This window comes from Stappia sp. G46H5W, assembly GCF_058448995.1.
Window position 1 is genome coordinate 171,502 of record NZ_JBZFLL010000007.1, and the last position, 13,307, is coordinate 184,808.

A 13,307-nucleotide genomic window follows, 5' to 3' on the forward strand; every position below is an offset into this window, starting at 1 on the left:
TCGGCATCGTTCAGTCTTCCTCGGCCATGGCGATCAGGCTGGCATTGCCGCCGGCCGCCGCCGTGTTGATCGAGACGACCTGCTCCAGCGCGAAGCGGCCGAGATAGGCCGGGCCGCCGGCCTTCGGGCCGGTGCCGGACAGGCCGGATCCGCCGAAGGGCTGGGTGCCGACCACAGCGCCGATGGTGTTGCGATTGACATAGACATTGCCGACCGACAGGCGGTCGACGACGGCCGCCACCGTCGCATCGATGCGGCTGTGCACGCCGAGCGTCAGGCCGTAGCCCGTCGCCGCGATGGTCTCCAGCATCTTCGGCAGGTCGGACGCCTTGTAGCGCACCACATGCAGGATTGGGCCGAAGGTCTCCCTTGTCAGCGCGTCGGGCCGGTCCAGCTCGACGATATGCGGGGCCACCCAGGTGCCGCGCGCCAGCGTGCCACCGGGCGCCTCGCCGGCATAAAGCACCTTCTGGCTCCGGCGCATCTCCTCGACATGCGCGAGCAAGCGATCGCGGGCCTCGAGATCGATCACCGGGCCGATGTCGGTCGCCGGATCCATCGGATCGCCGAGCGACAGTTCGCTCGCCGCGCCCTTCAGCATTTCCAGCTGCTTGTCCGCGACGTCCTCCTGCAGATACAGCAGGCGCAGCGCCGAGCAGCGCTGGCCGGCGGAACGGAAGGCCGACATCATCACGTCGTCGCAGACCTGCTCGGGCAGCGCCGTCGCATCGACCAGCATGGCGTTGATGCCGCCGGTCTCGGCGATCAGCGGCACGATGGGGCCGCGCTTGGCCGCAAGTGACCGGTTGATCGCCCAGGCGGTCTCGGTCGAGCCGGTGAAGGCGACGCCGGCAACGCGCGGCTCGGCAACCAGCGCCGCGCCCAACTCGCGCCCACCGGGAGCCAGCAGGAACACATCCTCCGGCACGCCGGCGGCATGGATCAGCTTCGCCGCTTCGAAGGCGATCAGCGGGGTCTGCTCGGCCGGCTTGGCAATCACCGTATTGCCAGCCAGCAGCGCGGCGGTGATCTGGCCGAGGAAGATCGCCAGCGGGAAGTTCCACGGCGAGACGCAGACGAAGACGCCGCGGCCGCGCAGGCGGTAGCGGTTTTCCTCGCCGGTCGGTCCGGGCATCAAGGTGCCTTCGCCGAACTGCTTCACCGCCTCGGCCGCGTAGTAGCGGCAGAAATCGACCGCCTCGCGCACTTCGGCCAGGCCGTCGGGCAGGGTCTTGCCGGCCTCGCGGGCGAGCAGCGCCATCAGCCGCGGTGTCTCCGCCTCCAGCATGTCGCCGAGGCGAGCAATGGCCGCCGCGCGCTGGTCGACGGGCGTGCGCGACCAGCGGGCAAAGCCTTTGAGCCCTGCATCGAACATCGCCGGCACCTCGTCCGCCGTCGCCTCGCGCACGGTGCCCGCGCGGGTCGCGCCATCGACCGGCGACAGGACCGAGCGTTCGTTGCCGCGCGCCTTCGCGCCCGGATAAAGCGGGCCTGCGCCCTCGACCTGGCGCGGGGCCTTGGCCATGTCCTCGACCAGCCGCGAGCGGTCGCGGGCAAGGCCGAACTCCAGGCCCTTCGAGTTGTTGCGGCTCTCGCCGTAGAGCGCGGCCGGCATCGGGATCCGCGGGTTGCGGGCGCGGGTGCCGCCGGCCAAGAGGTCATGCGGGCGGGCCAGAAGACGCGAGATCGGGACGGAGGAATCGCCCACCGCCGAGACGAAGGACGAGTTGGCGCCGTTTTCCAGCAGCCGGCGGACCAGATAGGCGAGCAGATCGCGATGGCCGCCGACCGGCGCGTAGATGCGGCAGGGATGCCCGTCGCGCTCGGTCACGGTCTTGTACAGGCTCTCGCCCATGCCGTGCAGGCGCTGGAACTCGAAGCCGCCCTCGTTGCCGGCCATGGCGATGATCTGCGCGACCGACAGCGCATTGTGCGTGGCGAATTGCGGGTAGATGCGCGGCCGGGCGCCGAGCATTGCCCGGGCGCAGGCGAGATAGGAGAGGTCCGTCGCCGCCTTGCGGGTGAAGACCGGGAAGTCCTCAAGGCCACGCTCCTGGGCGCGCTTGATCTCGGTGTCCCAATAAGCGCCCTTGACGAGGCGCACCATGAAGCGGCGATCCAGCCGCTCGGCGAGGCTGATGATCCAGTTGACCGCTTCCAGTGCCCGCTTCTGGTAGGCCTGGATGGCAAGGCCGAAGCCGTCCCAGCCGGCGAGCGAGGGATCGGCCGCAACAGCCGCGAAGATGTCGAGCGAGATCTCCAGCCGGTCGGCCTCTTCGGCATCGACGGTGAAGTTCAGATTGTGGCGCTTGGCCGCCTGGGCGAGCTTGAGCAGCTGCGGCACCAGTTCATCGCGCACCCGGGTGCCCTTCACCGCCTCGTAGCGCGGATGCAGCGCGGAGAGCTTGACCGAAATGCCCGGACGGGCGGGCAGTTCGCCCTTGCCGGCGGCCGCACCGATGGCCTCGATCGCATCCGCATAGGATCGGAAGTAGCGCTCGGCGTCGCCGGCCGTGCGGGCGCCCTCGCCCAGCATGTCGTAGGAATAGCGGTAGCCTTTGGCTTCCTGCCCCTTCGCCCGCGACAAGGCGCCCTTGATGGTCTCGCCGAGCACGAACTGGTGGCCGAGGATGCGCATCGCCTGACGCGTCGCCGCACGCACCGCCGGCATGCCCATGCGCTTGACCAGCGAGGCGAGGATCGTGTTGGGCTGCTCGCCTGGATGCAGCAGGCGCGAGGTGACGCCAAGCGCCCAGGACGAGGCGGAAACCAGCCAGGTGTCGGATGGGCCGCCCTCGGACTCGTCGAACCGGGCGGCGGCCAGCTTGTCCTCGATCAGCTTGTCGGCCGTCGCCGCATCCGGCACGCGCAGCAGCGCCTCGGCCAGCACCATCAGCGCCAGGCCCTCACGGGTCGACAGGCCGTATTCGCGCAGGAAGTCCTCGACGCCGCCGAGACCGCCGATGGCCGACCGGATCGACTGTATGTAGCCGGAGGCAATGTCGTCGACCCGAGCCTCGGTGGCCTCGTCGAAGGCGACCTTGCCGAGCAGGCCGCGAACGGCACTCTCGTCGGACGGCGCGAAGGTTGCGCGGAAGGGGGACAGATCGGTCTGCGACAGCGCGACAGGCGCACGTTCCGGGGCAGGGCTCATGACGGCTCCAGGGCAAAGGAGGACACGCAGGCGGCGGACGATCCGTCCGGCCGCTTTACCCCCGAAGAAACGCTCGCCTCCCGGGGATTTATCCCATTATACTGCCGTATATGCCGTGAATTCCGGCAAAGATTGGCATTCATAATGGAATATAACCCGTGAAATCGGAAACTGCCGCACAATCCACGGAACTTGACCGGATCGACCGCCGTATCCTCGAAGTGCTGCAGGTCGACGGGCGCATCACCACCACGGACCTTGCCGCGAAAGTGAACCTTTCCCCGACCGCCACGGCCGAACGGATGAAGCGGCTGATCCGTGAGGGCTACATTCTGCGCTTTTCCGCCGAGCTCGATCCTTTGCGCCTCGGCCAGGGGCTCCTGGTGTTCCTGCAGGTCAAGCTCGACCGGACGACGCCGGACGTTTTCGACGCCTTCGCGCGGGCGGTGAAGCGCGTGCCGCAGGTGCTCGAGTGCCACATGGTGGCCGGCGGCTTCGACTATCTGGTGAAGGCGCGCGTCTCCGACATGGCCGCCTATCGCAAGCTGCTGGCGGATGCGGTACTGGATCTTCCCGGCGTTCGCGAGACGCATACCTATGCGGTGATGGAAGAGATCAAGGACACGCACGTGCTGCCCCTGTAGCTGCCGGCGACGTCGGAAGCAGGCACGGCGGCGTCACGAAGCCGTGTGTTGACCGTCATCGCAAGCGCTTGCGACACCATGCGAAACGGGAAGGGGAACTCCAGATGACCATCATCCGCCTGCTGTCGCGGCCTGTGCGCGGCGCCCTGCTGGCCGCAGCGCTGACCCTGCCGCTCGCACCTTTCGCAAGCCGCGCCGACGAGGCCGTGGATCCGGCCGACTGGACCGATGTGCTGGCAAAGGCAAAAGGGCAGACCGTCTACTTTCACGCCTGGGGCGGAGAGCCGCGCATCAACGCCTATATCGCCTGGGCAGGCGAACAGCTGCAGCAGCGCCACGGCATCACGGTCGAGCAGGTGAAGGTCGACGACACCGCCAATGTCGTCTCGCGCATCGTCGCTGAGAAGGCGGCCGGCCAGGAGAGCGGCGGCGCCGTCGACCTCGTCTGGATCAACGGCGAGAATTTCGTATCGCTGAAGAAGGCGGGCCTGCTCATGTCGCCGGGCTGGGCGACAAAGCTGCCGAACTGGCCGCTGGTCGATGTGGAGAACAAGCCGGCGGTCGTCACCGACTTCACCGAGCCGACCGACGGGCAGGAAAGCCCGTGGGGCATGGCCAAGCTCGTCTTCATGCACGACACGGCGACACTGGCAGAACCGCCGAAGACGCTTGCCGCGCTTGCCGAGCATGTGAAGGCCCATCCCGGTCGCTTCACCTATCCGCAGCCGCCCAACTTCCACGGTTCGACCTTCCTGAAGCAGGTCCTGGCCACCACCATCGCCGACCGGGCCAAGCTGTCGCGCCCCGTCGACCCGGCGAGTTTCGAGGCGGATGTCGCTCCGCTCTTCGCCTATCTGGACGCGCTGCATCCCAACATGTGGCGGCAGGGCCGGGCCTTCCCGCAGAACCAGCCGGCCCTGCGCCAGCTGCTGGCCGACGGCGAGATCGACATCGCCTTCACATTCAATCCGGCAGGCGCCTCCGCGGCCATCGCCGCCGGAGAACTGCCCGACACGGTGCGCACCTTCGTGCTGGACGGGGGCACCATCGGCAACGCCCATTTCCTCGCCATCCCCTTCAATGCCAGCGCCAAGGCCGGCGCGCTCGTCCTTGCCGACTTCCTGCTGTCGCCGGAAGCACAGGCGCGCAAGCAGGACCCGGCGATCTGGGGCGACCCCACAGTGCTCGCGGTCGAACGGCTGGAGACAGCGGAGCGCGAGCGCTTCGCAGCGCTGGATCTCGGCATCGCCACCCTGTCTCCGGAGGAGCTCGGGCCGGTGATCGAGGAGCCGCATGCCAGCTGGATGGTGGAGCTGGAGCGCGCCTGGTCCGCTCGCTACGCCTCGCAGTGAGTCGGCAGCCGACTGAAAGGCCCGGCCGGTCATGTTGAGGCTGGCACCCGTCCTGGCGCTGACGCTGATGCTGGGGCCGGTGGCGGCCGGGCTCTTCGGCACGTTGCTGCCGGCTGTCGGCTATGTGCCGGCGCTTGGCAGCGACACCGTATCGCTCGCGCCGCTACGCATGTTCCTCGCCCAGCCCGGCATCGGCCTGTCAGCCGCGCTTTCGCTCGGCACCGGGCTGGCGGCGACATTCGGCGCCTTCGCGGCCGTTGTCCTGTTCACTGCCGCCTTCGAGGGCACCCGCTTCTTCTGCATAGTACGCCGGCTTCTGTCGCCGCTGATGGCCGTGCCGCATGCGGCCGCCGCCTTCGGCCTAGCTTTCCTCATCGCCCCTTCCGGCTTCGTCATGCGGCTGCTGTCGCCCTGGGCAACCGGATTCCAGCGCCCGCCCGATGTGCTGATCGTCGGCGACCCGCTCGGGCTGACGATGACGCTCGGGCTGATGGCGAAGGAAATCCCGTTCCTGTTCCTGATGCTTCTTGCCGCCCTGCCGCAGGCAGACCCTGTGCGCAGCCGGCGGGTGGCGGCGAGCCTCGGCTATGCGCCGGTTGCTGCCTGGCTCACCACCGTGCTGCCGCGCATCTATCCGCAGATCCGCCTGCCGGTCTTCGCCGTTCTTGCCTACGCCACGTCCGTTGTCGACGTGGCGCTGATCCTCGGACCGACCACACCGCCGCCGCTGGCCGTGCGCCTGACCGGATGGATGAACGACCCCGACCTGTCGCTGCGCTTCATGGCCTCGGCCGGTGCGCTGGCGCAGCTCGGCCTCAGCCTCCTTGCCATCCTGCTATGGATGATCGGCGAGCGACTTGCCGCAAGTCTCGGCCGCCGCTGGATCGAGAGCGGCCGACGCAGCGCGGCGGAGCATCTGGCGGCCGCCCTTTCCGGGAGCGCCATGGCGCTGCTCGCCGCAGCGATGCTCTCGGGCCTTGCGCTTCTGGCGCTGTGGTCGGTGGCCGGCCCCTGGCGGTTTCCCGATCCCCTGCCCGACGTCCTGACGCTTCGCGCCTGGACGATGCACGCGAGCGCAGCGGGAAACGCCATCGCCACCACCATCGCCATCGCGCTGCCGGTGGTCATCGTGGCGATCGCGCTCGCGCTCGCATGCCTGGAGGGCGAAACGCGCGACGGCCGCACCATCCGTCACCGGTCGCTGCCGCTGCTCTACCTGCCGCTGATCGTGCCGCAGATCGCCTTCGTCTTCGGCCTGCAGGTCCTGTTCCTGATGGCGGGGCTGCACGACACCCTCCTTGCCGTCGCGCTCGGCCATATGGTCTTCGTGCTGCCTTATGTCTTCCTGGCGCTGTCAGACCCCTGGCGCGCGGTCGACCCCCGCTACGGCCATATGGCCGGGGCGCTCGGCGCCTCGCCCGCCCGCACCTTCTGGAGGGTCCGCCTGCCACTGGCGCGCAAGGCGGTGGCGACCGCCGCCGCGCTCGGCTTTGCCGTTTCCGTCGCACAGTATCTGCCGACGCTGCTGATCGGCGGGGGACGGGTGTCGACAGTCACGAGCGAGGCCGTGGCGCTGGCCGCCGGCGGCAACCGGCAGCTGGTCGGCATTTACGCGCTTTTGCAGATGCTGCTTCCCTTCGCCGCCTTCCTGCTGGCAGCGGCAGTTCCCGGTGTCGCCCATCGGCGCCGGCGGGAGAACGAGACCACCGCATGACCGATGCCCTCATCTTCGACAAGGTCCGGATCACGCTCGCTGGGCACGATCTCATCTCGCTCGACCGCGCCATTGCGCCCGGCGAAGTGCTGACGGTGATGGGCCCCTCCGGCATCGGCAAGTCGACGCTGCTTGCCCACGCGGCCGGCTTCCTCGATCCGGCCTTCAGCGCCTGCGGCCGGGTGTTGTCCGGCGAGACCGAGCTTACCGGCCTGCCGCCGCACCAGCGCCGGCTGGGGCTGCTGTTTCAGGATCCCTTGCTGTTTCCGCATATGAGCGTCGGCGAGAACATCGCCTTCGCCTTGCCGGCTGCGCTGCACGGGCGTGCGAGGCGGCGGCAGGCCGTGGCTGCCGCGCTTGCCGATGTCGAACTTGCCGGCTTTGAAGCCCGCGACCCGGCCACCCTGTCAGGCGGCCAGAAGGCCCGCGTCGCCCTGATGCGCGTGCTGGAATCGCAGCCGCGAGCGCTGCTGCTCGACGAACCGTTCTCCCGGCTGGATGCAGCGCTGCGCGATCAGATCCGTCAGCTCGTTTTCGCCAAGGCGCGCGAGCGCGGCCTGCCCGTACTTCTCGTCACCCACGACCGGGCGGATGCGGAGGCCGCCGCCGGTCCGATCGTCGACTACGGCTGAGGCGGGCCTTGCGGTCAGCTTGCCGCTTCGGCAGGCGCAGACTGCAGCAGGCCGTAGCGCTCGATGCCGATCTGCTCGATCAGCTGGAGCTGCGTCTCCAGGTAGTCGATATGGGCTTCCTCGTCGGCCAATAGCTCTTCGAAGAGAAGCTTCGAGACGTAGTCGCCGGCCGCAAGCGTCACCTCGCGCGCCTCCTTGTAGAGCGCACGGGCCGAATACTCGCCGGCGAGATCCGCCTCCATCACATCCTTCAGCGACTGGCCGATGCGCAGCGGATCGAGGCTCTGCATGTTGGGAAAGCCGCCCAGGAAAAGGATCCGCTCGATGAGCTGGTCGGCATGCGCCCGCTCCTCCATCGACTCCTCAAGTTCCTTTGCCGCCAACTTGCCGTAGCCCCAGTCTTCCAGCATGCGATGATGCAGCCAGTACTGGTTGACGGCGGTCAGCTCATGCCGAAGGGCCTTGTTGAGATACTCGATTACCCTGGCATCACCCTTCATCGCGGTTCTCCCCCGCTGCCGGCGGCGTGCCCTTGTCCGCCGGTGCTTCCTCGTGAATGATCGGTATGACGGTGCTGAAACAGCTGCCGCAACGCGGGCGCTTGCCGAGCGCACGGAACACTGCGCCGGGCGTCACGACCACGCGGTCGGGACCCGATTGCAGCTCGCGCGCGGCCTTGCGCAACTCCTTGTCCGTCAGGACATTGCAGGAACAGACGATCACGTTGGATCCCGGCCAGCCTCTCCGACCGGCCCTCTTCGTAAAGTTGAACTTTCGACACTACATATGGGACGCTCCGACGCGATGCAAACCCGTTGCCTTGCGCATGTCGAAATACGATGTCGCGATGCCGTCCCGCTGTCACGACATCATTTGCTTCAAGGCGTTCGCAACGCACAATTTCTTCCAATGGCATCAACAGTCTGGCTCGACCCAGCAGTGCAGCGACCGCCTCATGCACCGTCCCCGCAGGTTTCCTTCCCCGCAGATCCATTTGCATAGAATGAGATCAATATAGACCTCCCGCTAACCGCGCTCGCCGCGCGCCCTGACCGGTTCGACAAGGCCCGGACCTTGCGGCACGCGCATGCGGGAAAGGACGCCTCTTGCTGCAACGCAACACCATTTCGGAGCGTTTTTCCTGTCAATTCAACCGCTCAAGACAATAACAACAATTTTACACTTCCCGCCCATAACTCTTTCCCTAGAGAAACGGAAATGATCCTGCAAGGAAGGGAAGAACGGTGATGGGCCTGCTTTCGCGCCTCAATCTGGTCTCCATCGTATCGATGGCCGCCGCGCTTATGATCGTGCTCGCTCTAGGTACGGTCGGTACGGTCATGTACATGGTGATCTCTGACCGCATCACGCACGATGCCGTCACCCGGCAGGATGCGAGCTTGCGCGTTGCCGCGACCATCGTCTCCGGCGACATGCCCGGCACGACCGTCACCTGGAGAGCGGACGGCAATGTCGATCGCGTCGTGATGGAGAGCATTCCCGACGAGATTTCCGATCACTCGATGATCGACAAGATCGGACGCATGACCGGCGAAACCGTCACGGTCTTCAAGTGGGACCCTGAAAGCCGTGACTTCTGGCGCAAGACCACGAACATCATCAAGCCGGACGGCAACCGTGCCGTCGGCACCCCGCTCGGCCAGAACGGTGCGGTCTATCCGGTTGTCACCAAAGGGCAGACCTTCCGCGGCGAGGCGGTGATCCTCGGCACGCCCTATTACACGATCTATGCGCCGATCTATGCGCCGTCCGGCGAGATCTCCGGCATTCTCTATGCGGGCGTGCGCAAGGCGACGATCAACGCGCTGATGGATGCGGTCACCAGCAAGCTGGCTCTCGCCTTCCTGCCGATCATTGTCGTTGCGGTTGGCGGCATGGCACTGCTGACACGCCGGTTGCTGAAGCCGATCCCGCAGCTCGCCGAGGTCGCCCATCGGATCGCCGATGACGATCTCGCCGTCGAAGTGCCCTATACCGCCCGCAAGGACGAGATCGGCCAGCTCGGCTCGGCCATCGACGTGCTGAAGGCTCGCGCCCTCGACCGGCAGAAGCTGGCGGCCGACCGCGAGACGTTCGTCGGCGAGAGCCGCCGACGCCAGAGCGAAGTCGACGAGCTCATCGCGGATTTCCGCGACAAGGTGCAGTCACTGATCGGCACGGTGAGCGAAACGGCCAGCGGGCTGGACGAAACCGCCCGCGCCCTGTCCGCCTCCGCCCAGGAAAGCGCCGAGCGCGCCAGCGAGACCTCGCAGGCCAGCTCCGCCGCCACCGGCAACGTCCAGACCGTGGCCAGCGCCGCCGAGGAGCTCTCCGCCTCCATCGCCGAGATCTCCCGCCAGGTCGGCCAGACCACACAGGTCGTCAACCAGGCCACCCAGGGGACCCACTCCACCAACGAGAAGGTCGCGGGCCTTGCCGCAGCCGCCCACAAGATCGGCGAGGTCGTCTCGCTGATCCAGGCCATCGCCGAGCAAACCAACCTTCTCGCGCTGAACGCCACCATCGAGGCCGCCCGTGCCGGCGAGGCCGGCAAGGGCTTTGCCGTCGTCGCCGCCGAGGTCAAGGAGCTGGCCAACCAGACCTCCAAGGCGACCGAGGAGATCGGCGCCCAGATCGCCGCGATCCAGGGCTCGACCGGCGAGGCGGTCGCCGCCATCGGGGAGATTGCCCAGATCATGCAGGAAGTGAACGGCTACACCGCCTCCATCGCCTCCGCCGTCGAGCAGCAGGGTGCCGCCACCAGCGACATCTCCCGCTCGGTGCAGCAGGCGGCCGAAGGCACCGGCGCCGTGACCCGCAATATGGAGCTGCTCGCCCACACCGTCGACAGCACGTCGGCCGCCGCCGACAACGTTCTCGACGCCTCCGGCGCCATGAGCCGCAACACCGACGCCCTGCGCGGCGAAATCGACCGGTTCCTGGCCCGCGTGGCCGCTGCATAGGCACAGGTTTCGCCGTCGCCGGGCGACAACCGGCGATTTTATCCAACGACATGCGGCGCGCCTCTCCGTGGGCGCGCCGCTTCTTTTCAAGCCCTTGGAATCGCTTAAGTTGTTTTCTGGAGAAAATTCCCCCGGATTTTACCGAAGATTCACCGACGCACGCCTAGGGTTCCACAACGAACGGGTGTGGAGGGTAGTTTATGTCCCGGCTGTTGGGCCTGATTGGCAATCTCGGATTTGCCGCCAAGATCGGTGGCGGCTTTGCAATCGTACTGCTTCTTGCGGCTGTTCTCGGCGGTGTCGGCACCATGGCCATCGGCGGCCTGACCAGCCAGATGAACACGTCTAGAATCGCAACCGGTGTCGTCGCCAGCCTGCAGGAGGTCTCTGCCGCTCGCGAGACCTTCCTCCAGAGCCGCAAGGCGGAGGACGCTGAAAAGACCGAAGCCGCCGTGAGCGATCTCGCCAAGGAGCTCGAGGCACTGAAGGCGTCCGTCGCCAGCGATGCGACCGCCAGCAGCGAAGTGTCTGCCGCCATCGAGGCCGTCTCGGTCATGCGCAACAACTTCGCCGATGTAGGCTCGGAGACCAGCCGCCAGCAGGAACTGAACGGCGAACTGGCCGCCTCGATTGCCCGCCTCGGCGAGTTGTCCAAGCAGATCAACGGCGACATGCAGATCGTCCGCCGCGATGCCAAGCGCGAGAGCCTGCGGGCTGCCGCCACGCGGCGCAAGGCGGATGACATCATCCGCTTCGTCGTGGCACTGCGCGAAGAGGCGCTGCGCACCCAGTACATGTTCCTGCGTTCGACCACCTCGACCGCCGACGGCCTGCTGGAAGAGGCAATGGCCGAAGCACAGAAGCTTCGCGACAATGCGCGTGCGCTGACCAATGCCCGCGTCGACGGCGTCGACCAGGCGAGCGTCGAGTTGCTGGCGAGCCGCTCCGCCGAGCTTCAGGAGCAGTTCACCACGCTGGCCGGCACCACGTCCTTCGCCGATGTTCACAAGCTGCGCGGCCAGGTCAACAAGACGCTGGAAGACATCGTCGCGGCGGCCAAGGACGTCCAGACGTCCGCCTACAAGGCCATCGATGCGATCCAGCAGGATGTCCAGTCCCGCGACATCGCCTTGATCAAGGTCGACCTCGTCTCGGCCAATGCCAGCGACCTGTCGCGGCAGGCCCTTGCGGTCAAGTCGACGACGCTCGGCTTCCTGTCCGGCTTCGGCGACACCAATGCCGAAGTCGTGATGCGCGACATTTCCGAACTCAGCTTCGTTGCCGGAACGCTCGCCGCCTCGGCCAGCCAGTTCCCGGGGGTCGCCGAGAAGGTGCAGCTGGCGCAGACCGAGATCGACGGTTACCGCACGTCTTTCGAGAACATGCTCAAGAGCCTCGAGGCCGTCCGTACGTCCTCGCAGCAACTCGCGGGCGTCACCGCCGACATGCGTCGCCAGATCACCTCGCTCGCCAGCGAGCAGGCCGAGCGGGCTGCCGGCTCGGGCACGGCCAGCTTCTGGACCATCGTGGTCACGCTGGCCAGCGTCGTCGGCCTCGGCATTGCCGTCGCCATCGTCCTGTCGCTTGCCATCACCCGCCCGACGCGCCGCCTGACCGAGATCATGGGCCGGCTTGCCGAAGGCGATACCGATGTGGAAATCGACGGTACCGAGCGCGGCGACGAGATCGGCGCGATGAGCCGCACGGTCGAGGTGTTCCGCGACAATGCCCGCGAGCGTGCCCGCATGCGGGAAGAGCAGGAACTCGAGCAGCAGGCCGCCGCCGCCCGTCAGGCACGCGTCGACGAGCTGATCGGCTCCTTCCGGGCGCAGGTCCAGGAACTGCTGTCGTCCGTCGGCGACACCGCCGCCGGCATGGAAGCAACCGCTCGTGACCTGACGCGCATTGCCGGCGAAAGCGCCGGGCGCGCGGAGGAGACCACCCAGGCAAGCGGCGCGGCCACCCACAATGTGGAAAGCGTCGCCACTGCGGCGGAGGAACTCGCCGCGTCCATCGCCGAGATCGCCCGCCAGGTCGGCCAGACCACCGAGGTCGTCAACCAGGCGAGCCATGGCACCCGCCAGACCAACGAGAAGATCTCGGGTCTTGCCGCCGCCGCGCAGAAGATCGGCGAGGTCGTGACCCTGATCCAGGCGATTGCCGAGCAGACCAACCTGCTGGCTCTCAATGCCACCATCGAGGCAGCGCGTGCCGGTGAAGCCGGCAAGGGCTTCGCCGTGGTCGCGGCCGAGGTCAAGGAACTGGCCAACCAGACCTCCAAGGCAACCGAGGAGATCGGCGCCCAGATCGCCGCGATCCAGGGCGAGACCAAGGAGGCCGTCGAGGCCATCGCCGCGATCACCCAGACGATGCAGGAGGTCGACAGCTACACCTCCGCCATCGCCGCTGCCGTCGAGCAGCAGGGTGCGGCGACCAACGAGATCTCGCGCAACGTCCAGAACGCGGCCGAGGGGACCACGTCGGTCACCAGCAACATGGGCGAACTGGCCAATGCGGTCGCCGAAACCAACGCTTCGGCGGACATGGTTCTCGTCGCTTCCAGCGATGTCGGCGAGAAGACGCGTCAGCTGCGCGCCCAGATCGACCGCTTCCTGAACGACGTCGCAGCGGCCTGATCCCGGTCAGCCGATAGCGGCTTGAGAACAAAAAACAGCCCGGATGGTTTTCCATCCGGGCTGTGGTGTTTTTGTGGTGCGGGCGCAGCGCTGTCCGGGCCAATGCCGGTCCTGATGCCCCGTCGACGTGCGGCCACGCCTTCTCAATTGTTAAGTTTAGCGACTGCTCGTTTGGCCATTACGGTGATGAGGTTTGCGCGGTATTCGGCCGA

At 67.1% G+C, this 13,307-nt stretch carries 9 protein-coding genes; 6 read left to right on the forward strand and 3 right to left on the reverse strand.

Translation table 11 applies throughout. The annotated features are described in order from the left end of the window. Positions 1-10: 10 nt before the first annotated feature. Positions 11-3,154 carry a bifunctional proline dehydrogenase/L-glutamate gamma-semialdehyde dehydrogenase PutA gene (gene putA / locus ACVJ6E_RS21580; protein WP_120268415.1) on the reverse strand — a complete coding sequence of 1,048 codons (3,144 nt, stop codon included), beginning with the start codon at positions 3,152-3,154 and terminating at the stop codon, positions 11-13. Between the two features lie 158 nt (positions 3,155-3,312). Between putA and ACVJ6E_RS21585 the strand changes: the two genes are divergently transcribed. The 4 genes from ACVJ6E_RS21585 to ACVJ6E_RS21600 all read left to right on the forward strand — a co-directional run bounded on the left by ACVJ6E_RS21585 (position 3,313) and on the right by ACVJ6E_RS21600 (position 7,496). Then, the gene (locus ACVJ6E_RS21585; protein ID WP_067220041.1) at positions 3,313-3,798 is read left to right on the forward strand and encodes an Lrp/AsnC ligand binding domain-containing protein; all 486 of its coding nucleotides are present in this window, start codon (positions 3,313-3,315) and stop codon (positions 3,796-3,798) included. Between the two features lie 104 nt (positions 3,799-3,902). After that, the gene (locus ACVJ6E_RS21590; protein WP_120268414.1) at positions 3,903-5,150 is read left to right on the forward strand and encodes an ABC transporter substrate-binding protein; all 1,248 of its coding nucleotides are present in this window, start codon (positions 3,903-3,905) and stop codon (positions 5,148-5,150) included. Between the two features lie 31 nt (positions 5,151-5,181). Continuing rightward, positions 5,182-6,864 (forward strand): ABC transporter permease subunit, encoded by a 1,683-nt coding sequence (locus ACVJ6E_RS21595; RefSeq protein WP_120268413.1) that lies wholly within the window; start codon positions 5,182-5,184, stop codon positions 6,862-6,864. Continuing rightward, the gene (locus ACVJ6E_RS21600) at positions 6,861-7,496 is read left to right on the forward strand and encodes an ATP-binding cassette domain-containing protein (RefSeq protein WP_120268412.1); all 636 of its coding nucleotides are present in this window, start codon (positions 6,861-6,863) and stop codon (positions 7,494-7,496) included. Before ACVJ6E_RS21595 ends, ACVJ6E_RS21600 begins: the two co-directional genes overlap by 4 nt. 14 nt (positions 7,497-7,510) lie before the next feature. Here the strand turns inward: ACVJ6E_RS21600 and bfr are convergent, their stop codons facing one another. After that, on the reverse strand, positions 7,511-7,996 hold the full coding sequence (gene bfr, locus ACVJ6E_RS21605) for a bacterioferritin (protein ID WP_120268411.1): 486 nt from the start codon (positions 7,994-7,996) through the stop codon (positions 7,511-7,513). Then, positions 7,986-8,219, reverse strand: a complete 234-nt coding sequence (locus ACVJ6E_RS21610) for a (2Fe-2S)-binding protein (RefSeq protein WP_120268410.1) — start codon at positions 8,217-8,219, stop codon at positions 7,986-7,988. The genes bfr and ACVJ6E_RS21610 overlap by 11 nt, the downstream gene beginning before the upstream one ends. Before the next feature lie 524 nt (positions 8,220-8,743). On the opposite strand from ACVJ6E_RS21610, the gene ACVJ6E_RS21615 reads away from it, so the two are divergent. Together ACVJ6E_RS21615 and ACVJ6E_RS21620 are read left to right on the forward strand one after the other, a co-directional pair. Next, entirely contained in the window at positions 8,744-10,459 is a 1,716-nt protein-coding gene (locus ACVJ6E_RS21615; RefSeq protein WP_491676528.1) for a methyl-accepting chemotaxis protein, read from the forward strand. A gap of 200 nt (positions 10,460-10,659) precedes the next feature. Beyond that, entirely contained in the window at positions 10,660-13,095 is a 2,436-nt protein-coding gene (locus tag ACVJ6E_RS21620) for a methyl-accepting chemotaxis protein (protein WP_208996908.1), read from the forward strand. The last annotated feature ends 212 nt before the right edge of the window (positions 13,096-13,307 follow it).

Bases quoted from the DNA above. Each gene is read 5' to 3' on its own strand.
- ACVJ6E_RS21615 (WP_491676528.1), top strand. From the start codon at position 8,744: ATGGGCCTGCTTTCGCGCCTCAATCTGGTCTCCATCGTATCGATGGCC.
- ACVJ6E_RS21595 (WP_120268413.1), top strand. From the start codon at position 5,182: ATGTTGAGGCTGGCACCCGTCCTGGCGCTGACGCTGATGCTGGGGCCG.
- putA (WP_120268415.1), bottom strand. From the start codon at position 3,154: ATGAGCCCTGCCCCGGAACGTGCGCCTGTCGCGCTGTCGCAGACCGAT.
- ACVJ6E_RS21600 (WP_120268412.1), top strand. From the start codon at position 6,861: ATGACCGATGCCCTCATCTTCGACAAGGTCCGGATCACGCTCGCTGGG.
- ACVJ6E_RS21590 (WP_120268414.1), top strand. From the start codon at position 3,903: ATGACCATCATCCGCCTGCTGTCGCGGCCTGTGCGCGGCGCCCTGCTG.
- bfr (WP_120268411.1), bottom strand. From the start codon at position 7,996: ATGAAGGGTGATGCCAGGGTAATCGAGTATCTCAACAAGGCCCTTCGG.
- ACVJ6E_RS21620 (WP_208996908.1), top strand. From the start codon at position 10,660: ATGTCCCGGCTGTTGGGCCTGATTGGCAATCTCGGATTTGCCGCCAAG.